Origin of the sequence: Paenibacillus sp. LC231 (genome assembly GCF_001860525.1) — a bacterium.
Classification (GTDB): domain Bacteria; phylum Bacillota; class Bacilli; order Paenibacillales; family Paenibacillaceae; genus Paenibacillus_AQ.
Window position 1 is genome coordinate 92,436 of record NZ_JFOM01000053.1, and the last position, 16,345, is coordinate 108,780.

The window sequence follows — 16,345 nt, forward strand, 5'->3', positions numbered from 1 at the left end:
CCCCTTTATTGGTTGTTCATGTTGTATTTAAAGGAGCGATCTCTCATCTGAGAGTTACGCACAACGGATTTCACATGATATTCCACTTCCAACTGCGGAAAGATCACATCCCACCGACCCTTCATTTTGTGCCAGGCTTCTGGTCTGGCGCGTTCTACCGTTTGACCGAATCCGAGGATATCACTATTCGCTTTCTGACACTTCTTCACGGCTGATTTCAGAATACGACCCACCTCTTGGTTAGCAGCTGCTTCAAGCGTTCTCATCGATTCCGGATTCCGTAGGTCGATGTCGCTTATCACTTCCCGGATCGAGAAATTAGGCTCAACGAATATGTGGATAACGGGTTGAAGCGGTTCTTTAAATTTCACTTCCAGCCGGGTCTTCGATCGCATGACATCCAATGCAATTTCGCCTTGTCCATGTTCAAGACTTATATTTAATGGCGTTGTATGCATTTTATCCTTGATCCACACGGTTCCCTTGCTCTCTTCCCTGGTCATCCAATCTTTAAGTTTGTCTCCTTTAAAAATAGCCAGATTGGAAATAACACCCAGGCCTGCACTCTTCGAGCTTTCGAGATTGGATTTCTTTACGGCTTGCTGCTCATCTCCTTCGATCATGACGCCGTTAATGACAGGCCCACCGCCGGGAACGAGCAGATCCCGAATGACATCGTCTACCTCAACACGGAAGTTCTCGCTTAACTGCCTTGAGGTTAACTCAATCTTCTGTACAAGCGCAAAAGCCGTAATCTTTCCGATAGGCGTCAGTACGGCAACCACGTCTTCTGCCTTTTGTCCTTCCGCGGCAACCATTATTTCGGTTGTTAATCGAATATCGGAATCACGATCCAAATAATCGAATAGATCGATAATTCCGTTTCTGGCCACTTCGTCGGATATGACGATCAACCCCGTGTGGGCTAGCGACAGGATACGCGGCAATTTACGGGACGTATTACGCATCGCTTCAACGATCGTTTTTCCGGATGACTTGTATATGGATGTAGGTGTCGCTCCCCTGCCTGTTTTGCCGGATATTTCATCCGCGATGATGGTCTGGAAGGAAATCATATATTGCTGCTCTTCTTCCTTCCAGTCAATGCCGATACCGGCGACAATGGCCCGCTTATTCAATTCAGTCGCATCCCAGCAGCCCGTTATCGTGCTCAGGCAGCAGCACAGGAGAATGCTAACCAACCATCTGTATCTGAACATTTTCCGGCTACACCCCTAACGTTAATTACGATTGGACTCAACGGCCGGAACAGCCGTCTTCTGGTCCCCCGTATCACTGTTATCCCTTCCGGCATTCCGATTGTGTAAACCGGATGATGGATTCCCGGCTTCCTGCGATGCAGCTTCCCCTGTACCTCGATTACTGCCCGAATGAGATGCGGACAAGGCTTCCGCTTGGAGCGATTTGAAAGGCATTCGGATGACAGCGTCTTTTTGATTCCGCAATCGAAAAGGACTGATCGGCGATAAATAGGGAACTCCGAACGAACGGAGACTATTCATATGGGCAACAAGGATGATTAATCCCAGCGTCAACCCGTAAAATCCGAACAAGCCGGCCAGCACCATAAAAGCGAACCGTATCAAGCGTCCGGCGATGGATAGGTTATAGGCCGGTATGGCAAAGCTTGCAATACCGGTTAAAGCCACGACAATGACCATCGCTGGCGTAATCAGGCCGGCTTCAACGACTGCCTGTCCCAGGATCAAAGCACCAACAACCGAGACGGTCTGCCCGATGGCTCTGGGCATCCTCACCCCGGCCTCACGCAGAATCTCAAATACGATTTCCATCAGCATCGCTTCGACAAAGGCGGGAAACGGCACCCCTTCCCGTTGAGCAACCAAACTGATTAGCAATAAGGTCGGCACCATTTCGTAATGAAAGGTGGTGAGGGCTATATAAACCGATGGGCCCAGGATCAGAATAATAAAACTAAGATAACGGACAATCCGCATCACAATCGCAATATCAAATCGCTGTGCATAATCTTCGGGGGATTGGAAAAAGTGAACAAATACCGTTGGAAGGACCAGGACGAAGGGGGTACCATCTACCAGGACGATGATCCTGCCTTCCAGCAATTTACTGGCGGCATCGTCAGGACGCTCCGTATTATAGATCGTGGGAAAAGGGGTTACCGTTTTATCCTGAATAAATTCTTCGATATAAGCCGATTCCAGTATCCCTTCAATCTCGATATCATTCAGCCGTTCTTTAATCTCCTTTACGATCCCGGGATCTGCTTTTCCCTTCACATACATAAGAGCTACGTGGGTATGGGTTACGGATCCGATTTTCATGGTCTCCAGCCAGAGATCGGGGGATTTTAGCCTCCGCCGGATCAGGGATATGTTGGTAGCGATGGACTCCACGAAGCTATCCTTGGGTCCGCGAACTACAAGCTGGGAGGTCGGCTCGGTAACGGATCTCCATTCTCCGCCCTGCGTGCCGGCTACGATGGCTTTCTCAGCACCTTCCAGCAGGATGACCGTGTCCCCTGACAGAATGGCCAGCATAATGTCGTTCCATTCGGTCATTATTTTGGATTCGCCCATTGACAGCCCATCCTTCATAATGTTGTCCAGGAAGGCATCAGGCTCTTCACCCTTATATAAATCAGGGGTTAAACGCAGAAGAGAATCCATTACGAAATTGTTGACCATCTCAGGATCGCTGAGTCCGTTCAAATATACAATGGCACAGTTCTCCTCAGGCTCACCGCCCAGCTTCAAACGCCGGGTGACAATATCCGGGCTGTCTCCGGACTCGGTCCGTATGCGATCGAGCAGCTCTTGTATATGGCCGGAAATCACGGATGACCCTGACTTCGAGGACACCGCCTGCTCCTCTGATTTCTTTGCGGGAATCGGGCGACGGTTTCGAGATCGGTAGCGTATCATGTCGGTACCCCCATCCTTCAAAGCTCAAGTTAACTCCATTATTTGCTTTACATTCCTTTTTCATGCGAAAGATTAGAAAGAGGGATTGGGACGCTGTAAGAAGAATTGTCTAAACATGAAGATTACATTATGTGGGGAGGTTTATAGTTGAAACGATACGTGCTGCCATTGATCATCCTGATCATGAGTCTGCTTTATATATTCTTCATTCCGTCCGAGCCCTTGCTCGTGAAACTCCTGTTCAAACTCATTCCGATGTGGCTCATCATCCTGTTTGCCTATCGGCAATTCCCGCCCCATGCCTCTAAAGTTCACTATCTTCTGTTATCGGGACTGTTGCCGATATCCGCTATTCGAACGTCTGGATTATGACCACTTATTACGCGGCCCAATTCCTGATTGCCAGAAGCATCTCGGCTTTTGACAGTCCTCGAGTACAGGCCTTAGGAAGCTCGTCCTTGAATACAACTGCCGCCCCATAGAAAACATACATAAAAAAGCTGAGCCCGGGTCCACCCGGGCTCAGCCCTGTACAGCATGCTGGGTCCAATCATAGGAGCTGATCATGTAACATTTTTGCTCATCAATCCATACAAGAAGCCCTTAATCCCGCCAGTTCATACGAACCTGCTTAATGCCCTCTACCTGCCACAACTGCTCGAATAATCCGTTAATTCCCTTGCTGTTAAAAGAATACACCCGGAATTCCATCGTCACCTTGGTCGAATCATCTTCCGTCGTGTCATTATTCACGATCATGCCTTCCACCGTCATATTGGCCTTTTGCAGCAATTCGGTAATGGTACTCACATGAACCGGACGGTCTCCGGCCTCAATGATGATCTTCAAGCTGCCTGACTTTTTGATAAAAAGAAATTTCGATTCCAATTTATTTAACACAAGCGTGCTGACCAGAACGATCGCCGTCGTTATGATCGCCGGCCAGTAAAAACCGGAGCCGACACTTAAACCGATTGCAGCCGCCACCCAAAGAGTTGCCGCCGTGGTAAGACCTGAAATGATATGATTGGAACGCCGCAATATAGCCCCGGCACCAAGGAAACCGATACCGCTCACAACTTGTGCCGCCAGCCGGGCAGGATCAAACCTCGCATTGGGATGATTAATCAGTGCAGAATCAAAACCGTAAATGGAAGTCAGCATAATCAGCGTTGATCCGACAGCCACCAAGAGATGGGTTTTTAAACCGGCCTGCTTATTTCTGCGTTCCCGCTCCCAACCGATTAAACCGCCAAGCAATGCAGCGAACAGCAGCCGCATCAGCATGGTTTGCGTATCCAGTTGAAACACATCCATTCCCTAATCTCCACCCCTCTTTGTCATGTAAGGCGGCTCTTCGCTATACCATATGTTCATCCTGCCAGCGCCATAGCTCTTTGCTGGAGGTGGATATGCCAATTACACCGCTCTTCAAAGCCGTATCAAAATCCTCCAAATCGATCATGAGTCCTCCAGCGATGACGGGCACGTCCACTTCTGCACGAATCCGTTCCATGATCCGCTGACACACCATGCCCGGCAGCACTTCAATGGCATCCGGATTGGAGGCCTTAATCATCTTGATCCCGTTGTCCAGCGAAACGGAATCGAATACAAACAGACGCTGGACCGTCAACAAGCCCAGTTTCTTCGCTTCTACAATCGCCGTGTTTTTTGTCGTGACAATACCGTCAATGCCCACCTTTTCAGCTAAATACTTAACCCCCGTTTTGTCTTTACCGATCCCTTCAATCAGATCAAAATGCACAAACGAGAGCTTGCCCGCCTCCCGAATCTGTTCAACGATCGATTCGATGATAAAAATATCGGTTTTGAGAATAAACACGATATTCGATTCAGTCGCCAGCACAGCAGGGAGTTCATCGGCATTCATTAATGAAGTAATAATGGGCTTACGCTTCAAGCAATACGAAATTCGTTGTGCACCTTCAACACTGGTTTTCATGTCTTCACCTCGTTGCCGCCGCAACATCTCCAATTCTCCCGTTGCCCCGGCATATTTTTGTTCATGCTCATGACCTTGCTTCATCTGCCTGCTTCACGGCAGTACCGCTGAGATAAATATCGTAGACCGAATTCAATACATAGGTGGGCTTCACGCTGCTGTCCATCAGATCGTCCCTGCTCGATACGCCGGTCAGCACCATCGCCGTACTCATCCCTGCCTGATTTCCCATCTTGATATCCGTCTCCAGCCGATCCCCTGACATCAGACAATCTTCGGCCTTCACTCCCAAAATATCAAGAGCTATTAATGCCGTCAAGACGGAGGGCTTGCCCATGACGGTCGTGATTGTAATGCCGGCGGTGCCTTCGATGGCACCGATCATACCGCCGCAATCCGGGACATCGCCGCCAGGCATCGGACATGTTCGATCCGGGTGGGTGGCAATCACATCCGCACCCCGTTTAATCGCCTGATATGCAAAATCAAGATGGCGGTAGTGAAAATCCCGGTCCCACGATACAACCACAACGTCGGTTTCCTCCGGCGCTGAGGCGAATCGTATTCCATTGTCCAGCAGCTCATTCTTCAATATATCCTCGCCAATGACATACACGTTTGCGCCCGGATGATGCTTCTGAAGATAATGAATCGTAACGAGCGCAGGATTCAATATGTTGTTCAGCTCAACTTGGATGCCAAGCTTCCTTAATTTCTTCAAATAGTTTTCCCTGGAATCTATCGTTTTGTTGGTCAAAAACAATAGTTTCTTACCCAGTCCCTGCAAATAATGAATGGTCTCCACCGCACCATCAATGGCCTCAGCCCCAAGATAAATCGTACCGTCCAAATCAAAAATATACCCTGAATAATGATCCATGTTTCGTTCTCCTCTGCATGTTCAATCTGTAATTTCGCCCGATTGTAAACATAAATTGGACATGTTCTGGCCAGATCAGTTCTGTTATGGACCCACAGTCCCCATCCGTAAAGTATACATATGACGGTGCCATGCCCTTTAGTCCTTGGACAAGCGGTTCCATGCGGATACAAAAAAATGAGAAGCACTTTGCATTGAAAAAGCCTTCATTCATCACAAATGAAAGTTCTCGTTATGCAAAGGGCTTCTCATCATCTCTGCCCAGCTCTATAACTTTATATGGTTATACTACATCCACATTTTACATTTGACAAGATGATCCTGATAAATAAGATCCCTATCGATTCATCGCCGACACGACGGAGGAATGCCCGGCTTCCTGGTCGGAACGCGATCCTGCGACGTCTTCCAAATCCGGCAGATCCGTAAACCGTTCTATCCTGCTGCCTTCCGCCACGCCCCATGCCAATTGCAATTGATCCTGCAGCAGCTCGCATTGCCTGTCGACTTCCTCTTGATTCCACTCTAAATATTCACGCATCAGCCTCATGACGGGAGCAATGGTCCGCTCGGTTTTTTGCCTGTCAAATAATAACCAGCCCGTTCTTCTTAACAGAAAATCGACTGCGGTCATCGTCATCTCATATTCAATGGAATACTCGATTTCCGCACGTAACAATCGAAGTTCGGTCGTTTCCGCTTCCTGCGAAGAGGCAGCGACCCGGTTCATCAGCTCCATCGTATTGGAGCCATACCTGTTCATGAGGCTCAGAATGTCTTCAGGCCTGATACCAAGGGATTTACCCTGCTTGATCAACTTCTTCTGAACCTCCTCATAGGTAAGGCCGTTCAGGTCGCCCCCGCTGATGGGAACCCGATCCGTCGTACAAGGAGGATAGATGGTGCCGTCGGCGTCTTGAAGCTGTCTGGCTGCAAGATTCACTACCTTTTCGGCCATTTTCCGAAATCCGGTCAGCTTTCCGCCCGCAATGGTGATCAAACCGGAATCGGATATAAACATCTCATCTTTTCTCGATATTTCCGAAGGACCCTTTCCTTCCTCACGGACGAGCGGCCGTAAGCCCGACCAACCGGATTCGATATCGTCCGCCCCCAGACTTGACTTCGGGAAAGCATGATTCACCGCATCGATCAGATATCGCCGATCCTCCTCGGTAATACCAGGCGTCTCAATCGCCCCCTCGTAAACGGTATCAGTCGTTCCGATGTAGGTCTTACCCTCTCTTGGAATGACAAAAATCATTCGGCCACCCGGCACATCGAAATAAGCAGCCTGCCGTATGGGAAGCTTGGCATGATCCACCACCAGATGAACGCCTTTTGTTAAGAGCAGGCGCTTTCCCTTGAGCGAATTGTCCTTGAGTCTGACCTGATCCACCCATGGCCCGGCGGCATTGATGATCTTTTTGGCGTTTATCGTATAGGTCTTGCCACTCACTTGGTCTTCTACTTGAGCTCCTACTACTTTTCCTCCTCGATACATGAATTCCTGGGCTTTGGCATAATTCGCGATGAGCGCTCCCTTGGCCCTTGCAGACTTCATCACTTCCACCGTTAATCGAGCATCGTCGGTTCGGTATTCATAATAATAACCGGAACCTCTCAATCCCTCCTTTCGAAAGAGCGGTTCAAGGGTCAAGGTTCTCTCGCGCCGGAACATCTTGCGCCGTTCGCTGCGTTTGACTCCTGCCAGCCAGTCGTACAGATACAATCCGATCGCGCTGGCAAAATAACCATAAGTGCCTTTTTTATAAATTGGGAGCAGCATGGGAATAGGCTCCACCAGATGCGGAGCGCTCCGGTGAAGCAGTGCCCGTTCAGAACCCACCTCACGTACCAAGCCGATCTCTCCTTGCTTCAGATACCGAAGACCGCCATGAATCAGCTTCGTTGATCTACTGCTCGTTCCCGAAGCAAAATCATTCATTTCCACCAATCCGACGCTCATCCCTCTGCAGCTGGCGTCCCAAGCAATTCCCGCACCCGTGATACCCCCGCCAATCACCAGCACATCCAGCTTTTTTGCCGACATGTCCTGCAAATATTGGGTCCGCATCTTGGCGGATAAGCTTGTGTCCACCTGTCATTCTCCTCTCTGAATTTAAAATAAGGAACCTATTCCATCATAAGAAAATTTCAAAAAAAGAACCGCTTCTGCTAAAAATGCATACCAAATACAGTACGCATTTAAGCAAAAGGGTTCTCCGTTATCTCCGCCACTTTATGCAATAAATATGATTATTCATTATAGGTTGCTTTTATACTTATGTCTACATGGAGCCTATTCAGAACCGTTAAAGCCGATTCTCACTTTTTTCGTAATGCCGATGGAGCCATGCTTTTATATTTCTTAAAGGTTCGACTGAAATAATAAATATCATTAAACCCGGTCGCAGCCGCGATTTCGGATACGGTAAGCGGACTCTCGCGAAGGAGATAATCCGCCCGGTTGAGCCTCGTCTCATTTACATACTCCGTCACGGTCCGGCCGCTGATCTCCTTGAACAGCCGGCTGAAATGAAAGCGGCTGAGACCCGCCATGCCGGATAGGAGCTCCACTGATAAATCCTCCCGGTAATGCTCTTCGATATACTTGAATATCGGGGCAAACCGCTCCACATTCTTCATCCGCTCTACGTACTCATCCAGGGTAAGAACCGTCGCTACATAACCTCGAACAAGCAGCGTAAGCAGCCGATACAGCTCTGATTTGACGGCCAGCTCATAACCGAATTCCCGCTGTTCCAGCTCATGAATGATAGACAGCATGGAGGCTAGCGCATCATCCCCGCTGATTCGGTTCTCGAAGATCAGCCGGTTCTGGGTGATCGGCGTGATGAATTTCATCTCGGGCGCATCCAGGGAATGGCTCTGCAGCAGCGAGAAGTCTGCGATTAGCGCATAATAAAACAAATGGTCCGACTGGCTGAGGCCGTAATGCAGTTCATTCCGGTTAATGACGATCATATCGCCTTCCTTGGCGGTAAAGGTGGACGAGCCGCATTCCAGCGTCGCTTCCCCCGAAACAAAATATAGAATTTCAAGATGCTCATGCCAGTGATGATTAAATAATACCTGTCCCCGGCCATCAAACTCGCAACGATGAACCTTAATCGGAAACTGAGGATCCGGCATCGTCATCGGTTCTCGCAGTGTTTTGTCCAATGTTCTGATCTCCTTCCAGTAAGACAGCACAATTGTACAAACAAACAGCACGGTTTATCATGGTGTCTTCCTCTAAAAGCATTATAATACGAAAGTGTAATGCAGTAAATTCAGAGGAGTGAACTCATGAAATCTATTAATGTTGGCGTCATTGGCACGGGATCGATCTCTGCTATGCATTTGCAATCCTATGAGAAACATGCGAACGCGAATTTGCTCGCCGTGTGCGATTTAAATGAAGAAAGAGCACAGCGTGCAGCTGAAAAATACGGTGCTACCAAAGTCTACACCAATTATAACGAACTTCTGGCTGATCCGGAAATCGATGCAGTAAGCATCTGTACCTGGAACAATACGCATGCCGAAATCAGCATTGCGGCACTGAATGCGGGCAAACACGTCCTGGTTGAGAAACCTCTCTGCCGTACCGTTGAGGAAGCGCTTCAAGTACAGGAAGCTGTTAAATCTTCCGGCAAACTGCTTCAGGTCGGCTTCGTAAGACGTTACGACCCTAACGCTCAGATGCTCCGCGAGTTTGCAGACAAGGGTGAATTCGGGGAGATCTACTTCGCGAAGGCTTCCTCCGTTCGTCGTCTCGGCAATCCAGGCGGCTGGTTCTCTGACATTGAACGTTCCGGCGGCGGACCTCTCATCGATATCGGGGTGCATGTCATTGATCTGTGTTGGTACATGATGGGTCGTCCAAAACCGGTTTCCGTCAGCGCCAATACATACCGAAAGCTGGGGAATCGCTCTAATGTTCGCAACCTCTCCTTCTACAAAGCGGCTGACTATGACGCGGAGAAGAACACGGTTGAGGATATGGCGAATGCGATGATCCGTTTTGAAAACGGCGCCTCTTTGCTGGTGGACGTCAGCTTCACGCTGCACTCGAAGGAGAATCTGCAATCCGTTAAATTGTATGGAGACAAGGGCGGATTCGAGATTGATCCAGAAGTGGTCATCGTAACGGAGAAACACGATACCATCATCAACATCCAGCCTCAAACGGACAACAAAGGTTTCGATTTCAACGCAGCTTTCCAAAGCGAAGTTGATCATTTCATTTCCAGCATCGAGAACGGCACGTCACCTCTCAGCCCGGTGGAAGACGGCGTTGAGATCATGAAGATTCTGTGCGGGATCTATGAATCCGCCGAAAAAGGGGTTGAGGTTCTCTTATGAAACTTGGAATAAGCTCATACAGCCTGTACCAGGCCATGAATAAAGGCGAAATGACCATTACTGATGTCATCGACTACGTTGCAGAAATCGGCGGAGAGCATATCGAAATCGTTCCGCTCGGCTTTAACCTGAAGGAAACGCCGGAGTTGATCGATACAATTAAATCCCATGCCGCTTCCAAAGGGCTTGAGATCTCCAACTATGCCATCGGCGCCAATTTTGCGGAATTGGATGATACTGCATATGAAGCGGAGATTGAAAGAGTTAAAGGCGAAGTGGACATTGCTGCCGCGCTTGGCGTTAAGCTGATGCGCCACGACGTAGGCTCTTCCAAGGACTTGTCCATCACGCATTTCCTGGAGGAACTTCCCCGTCTGGCGAATGCTTGCCGCATCATTGCCGATTACGCGGCAGAACGCGGCATTACCACCAGCGTGGAGAACCATGGCTATTTCATTCAACATAGCGATCGCGTCAAAGCGCTCGTTCAGACCGTTAATCACCCTAACTTCAAAACAACCCTGGACATTGGAAACTTCCTCTGTGCAGATGAGGTATCGACTGTGGCTGTCAAGAACAACATCGGCTTGGCATCGATGGTTCACTTCAAGGACTTCTATTATCGCCCGGCTCACCGCGCGCCTGGATCCGGTTGGTTTAACACCTCCAGCGGCAACTGGCTGCGTGGCGCGATTGTCGGCCAAGGCGATATCGATATGCCGGAAGTCGTTCGCATCGTGAAGGAATCCGGTTATGACGGCTACATCTCGATTGAATTCGAAGGGATGGAAGATTGCCGTACGGGAGCTAAGTTTGGATTGGAATATCTCCGTAAAACCTGGAATGAGGTTTAAGTTATACGGACGATGGATGACACAAGGATGATATAAGGGGGAAATTAGGATGTCGAAGCCTATCATGCCTAACAAAATTGGCGTTATTGTTGACAGCTTTCGGGTTGGAGTAAGAGATGGCCTTCTTAAAGCCCGAGAAGTCGGAGCAGACGGCGTACAGATCTATGCCGTCCATGGCGAAATGGATCCGGCCAACCTCTCTGCTTCGGCGCGAAAAGAATTGAAGGATTACATCGATTCACTGGGACTTGAAATCTCCGCCCTCGTGGGTGACCTTGGCGGACACGGCTTCCAGGACCCTGCTGAGAATGCGGCTAAAATCGAGAAATCCAAACGAATCATGGAGCTCGGCTTGGAGCTGGGAACCAATATCATCACCACGCATATCGGTATCGTGCCGCAAGATCATAACGGCCGCGTATATGAAACGATGCACAAAGCTTGCCTGGAGCTTAGCACATTCGCGAAGTCCATGGACGCATTCTTTGCCATCGAGACAGGTCCGGAGCCTTCGGCTCATTTGAAATCATTCCTGGATGGTCTGGGTTCCAACGGTGTGTCCGTTAACTTTGATCCAGCCAATATGGTCATGGTCACTGGAGACGATCCGGTTCAGGGTGTGTACAACCTGAAGGATTATATCGTTCATACACACGCGAAGGACGGAATCAAGCTGGCTGACTATATCGACCCTCGTGATGTATACGGCGATTTCGGATACGAGGCACCTGCCCTTGACCATGACAAAATTGCCGATATGGCGGAATCGGGCGAGAAGTTCCGTGAAGTGCCGCTTGGCGAAGGCGGCGTGAACTGGAATGCTTACCTGCAAGCTCTCAAGGATATTGGCTATACGGGGTATCTGACCATCGAACGTGAAGTGAAAGCCAATCCGGAAGCGGATATCAAGCTTGCCGTGGACTTCTTGAAAACATTCAGAGCTTAACATGTACACGATTCATTCAGTGTCTCCTGCAGGGCGTCAATGCTATTGCTTGAATAGGATGCAGTGAACTCATGAACTAAACAAGGCCAATCAGGGAATAACCTGATTGGCCTCGTTTTATATTGTCCTACTCAGTGAATTTAAGATACCACTTGTTTCCCAGATACCGTCTCCAGGGCGCCGTTCGCTTTTGCGGAACGAATCTCGGCTTCAATAATTTCCAGCGAACCGGCAGCGCTCTCAGGCGTACATACCGTGACCGGCTCTCCTTGCGCAACGTGCTCAATGAAATACCGGAGTTCACGATAATAGCCGGAATCATCGGACAGCTCAGCCGTAAAGCCCGGGGCGTCTTCAGGGTACACCTTCAGTTCATTATTCTCGAACACTAGCGTTGCCTCTTCCAAATTCACACGGTAACCCATATAAAAACCGTGTTCGCCGTGCAGCGTCCAATCCGCATGCGCGTTAATCACTTTGCCATCCGGGAAACTGTAGTGGGTGGATACGATATCGTACGAGCTTCCTTTAATAATCGTTTTGGCGAAAGTCGATACGCGCTCCGGTTTGCCCATAAGCCAATGAATCATATCCACGTCATGCACATGCATGTCCGTGATACAGCCACCGCTCTTGTCTCCTTCCAGGAACCAGCCTTGAGGCGGCTCCGATCCCCGGAAGAATTCGCCTGCAACGATGCTTCCATAACGACCGTCCTCTACGCATTCTTTTAAATATTCATAAGCCGGCCAGAAACGGAGGCATTGTCCGATCATGAGCGTTTTTCCTGTGCGCTCCGCTGTTTTTACCATACGCCAGGCTTCCTCGGAGCTGCCTGCGACAGGTTTCTCACACATGACGTGAATCCCCCGCTCCAACAGCATGCAGGACATGTCCGCATGCAAATAAGTCGGCAGGCATACATCCACAATATCCAGCTCTTCATGCTCCAGCATTTTGTCCACATGGTCATACAGATGATAAGGCTCCAGGTCGTATACATCACGCTCGGTCGCCATATTGCCGTTGGCTTTGCTGTCCTTAAGCTCATCGATGCGCAAATCGCAAATCGCCACCAGCTGGATGTCCGCACCCTCTTCGGCTAGTCGAACATAATTGTCGAAATGCATGCGCCCCATAAAACCAAATCCCAATATTCCGATTTTCAGCATCCTTATTCCCTCCGTTATCCCTTGTTATGATTGGCCCTGATGCTGGCGGGCATCCGGCTTGCGCAAAGTTGGCGTACGTCCAAGAATCGCATCCATTGCATTGGATGTATTAAATATGATCTGCTCCGAGTAGTGGGTATACGCCGGGATCATCTCTGCCGTAACATAGTTGTCATAGCCGATCAAGCGCAGCGCTTCAACAACGGCCGGATAATTAACGTCTCCTGCCAACAGGTCGACAAATCCGTGCAATCCGCCTGCCTGTCTGCGGTAATCTTTGAAATGGACTTTTTTGATCCGCTCACCCAAAATCCGAATCCAGTGCTCCGGATAACCGTTATGCACAACATTGCCTACGTCGAAATAGGAGCCGACATAATCGGAACCGATCTCGTCGATGAAGGTCCGCAATTCCAGCGGCGACAGCAGGAATTTATTCCATACATTCTCGATCGCGATGGCAACGCCTGCGCTTTCCGCGTAAGGAACCAGCTTACGAATGGATTCTTGAGCCCGCTCGTAGGCATATTCGTAATCGATGACTGCTGAACCAGGAACAAAATCGACACCGACCGCCCCCGGAATCACAAGGATGGCATCCACTCCGAAAGCGGACGCGAGCTCCAGCTGCTTCTTGCAAATATCCATGGCCTTCTCACGGACAGCCTGGTCATCACTGGTCATCGGATATTCCCAATACAAACCTGTCGCCAAACCCGCGATATCCAGGTCGGCTTCTTTCAACTGTTCCGTTATGGCCTGTACCTCTTTATCGCCAGCCTGAAGGCCGAGCTCTCCTGTTTGGTTTAATGACAATTCGATTCCTTCAAACCCGGCTTCCTTTGCCAATCGGATGCAGTCGGAGATGGAAGCATCTCCCGGGAACGACCAGATATTAATCCCTTTCTTCATCGTGAATCCCTCCTAGAATCAATAGGTTGATGTTGTAACACTCGTTTTCTGAAACACATCATTTGACTTTTTCCGTCAAGTTGTAAATAAACCATTTGGATGTAATAATACTTATATAATAAATAAATATTCCACCAAATGATTTAGATAGAAAAGTGATTATTTGGACTATTCCGTTCTATTTATTATCTCTTAATAACATTTTGGAGTGAGTTTACGATGAGCGAGATGGACCTCAATTTTCCGATAAAACGCGAAGCGCCTTTTCGCGAATGGTCACCCTGCATTCACTATGCGCAGTTTCAACGCATGGCGACGGGATCACTCCCGCAGCGCAGGTTATACGATTTTGAACTGCTCTATGTATACCAAGGGGAAGCCGCTACAACGATGTACGGGAACCGCTATCGCATCGAAGCCGGTCAACTGATCTTCCTGCCGTCCGGTGTTTACCACCAGAATGAGGTGGTCTCCCATCCTGACGCGCGATTTTTGGGGATTCATTTTGATTTCTTTGATGAGCTGGACATACAGACCGAAGCGGATATGATCGTGAATGAAGCCGTGCTGGATACGGATAAATTCGCGCATGAAGCGGTATCCTCCGCTTTTCCCCCGCTCTCTTCCCGTGTCATATACACCCCCCCGCTGCCTTGCGTTCAGATGATGGAACGAATCGTGGAGGAGTTCACCCTGCGTCCCTCCGGCTATGAGCTTGCCTGCAAAGGGCTGATGCTGGATGTGCTGGTTCAACTGCTTCGGACGCATCCTTCCCAGGCCTTGACGGAAACGTCACCGCACGATGCCAAACTGATTGAACTGATGTCTCAAATCGAAAGAACTCCAGCCAAAGACTGGAGCAACAAAGTGATTGCGGAGCATTTAATGTTAAGCCCGGATCATACCGCCAAATTGTTTAAACGCTTTGCGGGGATGCCGCCAAGTGAATTTGTGCAATCCGTTCGCCACCGCGAAGCGCGCCGGCTTCTCCGGGAATCCGATATCTCGATCGAAGCGGTTGGCGAAGGGGTCGGATACCCGGATATTCATTATTTTAGCCGAATCTTCCGCAGACTGGAGGGGATTACCGCTACCGATTACCGCAAGCTCTCAAGAATTCTGTAAGGTGTGCAGGCCATGGTCAGCACCTGCATGCGTCCTAAGCCAGCGATCCATTCGATCGAGCGCTTCGCTCAATTGATCGGGCGAAGCGGCATACGAGCAGCGAATAAAGCCTTCGCCCCCGGCGCCAAACACATGACCGGGAACAACGGCCACCTTTGCCTCTCGAAGCAATCGCTCCGCAAACTGCTGGGAGCCCAGACCCGTTCCGGTTATGCTGGGGAATGCGTAGAAAGCACCCTGAGGATCGCGGCAGCTTAGGCCGATATCGGTCAGACCCTGCACAAACATCCTTCTGCGTTCATCATAAGCCTGCTTCATCACATCCCGATCCCCGAGTCCATTTCTTAAACATTCGAGAGCCGCAATCTGCCCCATGATGGGCGCGCAGAGCGCGGTATACTGATGAATCTTGACCATGGCGCTCACCAGGCGGGAATCGCCGCAGAGGTAACCGACCCGCCAGCCCGTCATGGCAAAGGCTTTGGAAAATCCGCCGATGACGATGGTGCGCTCCCGCATCCGAGGCAGCGAAGCAATGCTGGTATGCGTGCGGCCGTAGGTAAGCTCGGCATACATCTCGTCTGAAATCACCACCAAATTGTGCGTAACCGCAAGGCGGGCGATCGGCAGCCAATCCTCGTAGGTCATCACAGCGCCTGTCGGATTGCTTGGAAAGTTAACAACGATTGCTTTCGTCCGGGGGGTAATCAACTTCTGCAGGGCATCCGCAGTCAATTTGAACTTATGTTCTGCGGAAAGCTCCAGTTCAACAACAGTTCCCCCGTTCAATTGCACAAGAGGAGCATAAGCGACATATCCCGGCACGGGAATAATAATTTCATCCCCCGGCGAAATGAGCGCCCGCAGCGTAAGATCAATCGCTTCGCTGCCGCCAACCGTGACCAGTATCTCCCTCGACGGTTCATATTGCAGCTGGAACCCGGTATCCAGATATTTCGCAATCTCTTCCCTTAGCTCCATCAGCCCTTCATTCGGCGTATACATCGTGCGGCCATGATCCAGAGCTCGTTTACAGGCCTCAATCGCACATGCAGGCGTCACAAAATCCGGTTCCCCCACACCGAGAGAAATGACGTCATCGTCCGCTTCGGCCGCATTAAAAAATTGCCGGATGCCGGAAGGCGGCATGACTTGCACCGTTGATGTTAGAAAGCTGCTCGTTGTATTCATATGC

Annotated in this window: 15 protein-coding genes; 5 read left to right on the forward strand and 10 right to left on the reverse strand. The window is 49.8% G+C overall.

Annotated features, from left to right (window positions below):
• Positions 1–5 precede the first annotated feature (5 nt).
• The gene (locus tag AK95_RS27765; RefSeq protein ID WP_071223147.1) at positions 6–1,220 is read right to left on the reverse strand and encodes a Ger(x)C family spore germination protein; all 1,215 of its coding nucleotides are present in this window, start codon (positions 1,218–1,220) and stop codon (positions 6–8) included.
• 21 nt (positions 1,221–1,241) lie between these two features.
• Positions 1,242–2,924 (reverse strand): spore germination protein, encoded by a 1,683-nt coding sequence (locus AK95_RS27770; RefSeq protein ID WP_071223148.1) that lies wholly within the window; start codon positions 2,922–2,924, stop codon positions 1,242–1,244.
• A gap of 147 nt (positions 2,925–3,071) precedes the next feature.
• Here AK95_RS27770 and AK95_RS27775 point away from each other — a divergent pair, with 147 nt between their 5' ends.
• Positions 3,072–3,296, forward strand: a complete 225-nt coding sequence (locus tag AK95_RS27775) for a hypothetical protein (RefSeq protein WP_071223149.1) — start codon at positions 3,072–3,074, stop codon at positions 3,294–3,296.
• Between the two features lie 231 nt (positions 3,297–3,527).
• Here the strand turns inward: AK95_RS27775 and AK95_RS27780 are convergent, their stop codons facing one another.
• The 5 genes from AK95_RS27780 to AK95_RS27800 all read right to left on the reverse strand — a co-directional run bounded on the left by AK95_RS27780 (position 3,528) and on the right by AK95_RS27800 (position 8,956).
• Positions 3,528–4,241: an MgtC/SapB family protein gene (locus AK95_RS27780; RefSeq protein ID WP_071223150.1), complete on the reverse strand. Its 714-nt coding sequence runs from the start codon at positions 4,239–4,241 to the stop codon at positions 3,528–3,530.
• A gap of 43 nt (positions 4,242–4,284) precedes the next feature.
• Positions 4,285–4,890 (reverse strand): glycerol-3-phosphate responsive antiterminator, encoded by a 606-nt coding sequence (locus tag AK95_RS27785; RefSeq protein WP_071223375.1) that lies wholly within the window; start codon positions 4,888–4,890, stop codon positions 4,285–4,287.
• A gap of 67 nt (positions 4,891–4,957) precedes the next feature.
• Complete coding sequence (locus tag AK95_RS27790; RefSeq protein WP_071223151.1) at positions 4,958–5,770, reverse strand: HAD-IIA family hydrolase; 813 nt, start codon at positions 5,768–5,770, stop codon at positions 4,958–4,960.
• Positions 5,771–6,107: 337 nt separating this feature from the next.
• Positions 6,108–7,871, reverse strand: a complete 1,764-nt coding sequence (locus tag AK95_RS27795) for a glycerol-3-phosphate dehydrogenase/oxidase (protein WP_071223152.1) — start codon at positions 7,869–7,871, stop codon at positions 6,108–6,110.
• A 227-nt stretch (positions 7,872–8,098) separates the two neighbouring features.
• Positions 8,099–8,956: an AraC family transcriptional regulator gene (locus AK95_RS27800; protein ID WP_071223153.1), complete on the reverse strand. Its 858-nt coding sequence runs from the start codon at positions 8,954–8,956 to the stop codon at positions 8,099–8,101.
• A 126-nt stretch (positions 8,957–9,082) separates the two neighbouring features.
• Between AK95_RS27800 and AK95_RS27805 the strand changes: the two genes are divergently transcribed.
• Genes AK95_RS27805 through AK95_RS27815 form a run of 3 tightly spaced genes read left to right on the forward strand, consistent with a single transcriptional unit; the run spans position 9,083 to position 11,941 of the window.
• Positions 9,083–10,141, forward strand: a complete 1,059-nt coding sequence (locus AK95_RS27805) for a Gfo/Idh/MocA family protein (RefSeq protein ID WP_071223154.1) — start codon at positions 9,083–9,085, stop codon at positions 10,139–10,141.
• Positions 10,138–10,995, forward strand: coding sequence for a sugar phosphate isomerase/epimerase family protein (locus AK95_RS27810; RefSeq protein ID WP_071223155.1), 858 nt, complete (start codon positions 10,138–10,140; stop codon positions 10,993–10,995). Before AK95_RS27805 ends, AK95_RS27810 begins: the two co-directional genes overlap by 4 nt.
• Positions 10,996–11,044: 49 nt before the next feature.
• Complete coding sequence (locus AK95_RS27815; RefSeq protein ID WP_071223156.1) at positions 11,045–11,941, forward strand: sugar phosphate isomerase/epimerase family protein; 897 nt, start codon at positions 11,045–11,047, stop codon at positions 11,939–11,941.
• Positions 11,942–12,081: 140 nt separating this feature from the next.
• On the opposite strand, the gene AK95_RS27820 is transcribed toward AK95_RS27815, so the two are convergent.
• Both AK95_RS27820 and AK95_RS27825 read right to left on the reverse strand, forming a co-directional pair.
• Entirely contained in the window at positions 12,082–13,113 is a 1,032-nt protein-coding gene (locus AK95_RS27820; protein WP_071223157.1) for a Gfo/Idh/MocA family protein, read from the reverse strand.
• Positions 13,114–13,137: 24 nt separating this feature from the next.
• On the reverse strand, positions 13,138–14,025 hold the full coding sequence (locus AK95_RS27825; RefSeq protein WP_071223158.1) for a sugar phosphate isomerase/epimerase family protein: 888 nt from the start codon (positions 14,023–14,025) through the stop codon (positions 13,138–13,140).
• A 219-nt stretch (positions 14,026–14,244) separates the two neighbouring features.
• Here AK95_RS27825 and AK95_RS27830 point away from each other — a divergent pair, with 219 nt between their 5' ends.
• Positions 14,245–15,150: a helix-turn-helix transcriptional regulator gene (locus AK95_RS27830; RefSeq protein WP_071223159.1), complete on the forward strand. Its 906-nt coding sequence runs from the start codon at positions 14,245–14,247 to the stop codon at positions 15,148–15,150.
• On the opposite strand, the gene AK95_RS33930 is transcribed toward AK95_RS27830, so the two are convergent.
• Positions 15,136–16,341 carry an aminotransferase class I/II-fold pyridoxal phosphate-dependent enzyme gene (locus tag AK95_RS33930; protein WP_071223160.1) on the reverse strand — a complete coding sequence of 402 codons (1,206 nt, stop codon included), beginning with the start codon at positions 16,339–16,341 and terminating at the stop codon, positions 15,136–15,138. The genes AK95_RS27830 and AK95_RS33930 overlap by 15 nt on opposite strands.
• Between the last annotated feature and the right edge of the window lie 4 nt (positions 16,342–16,345).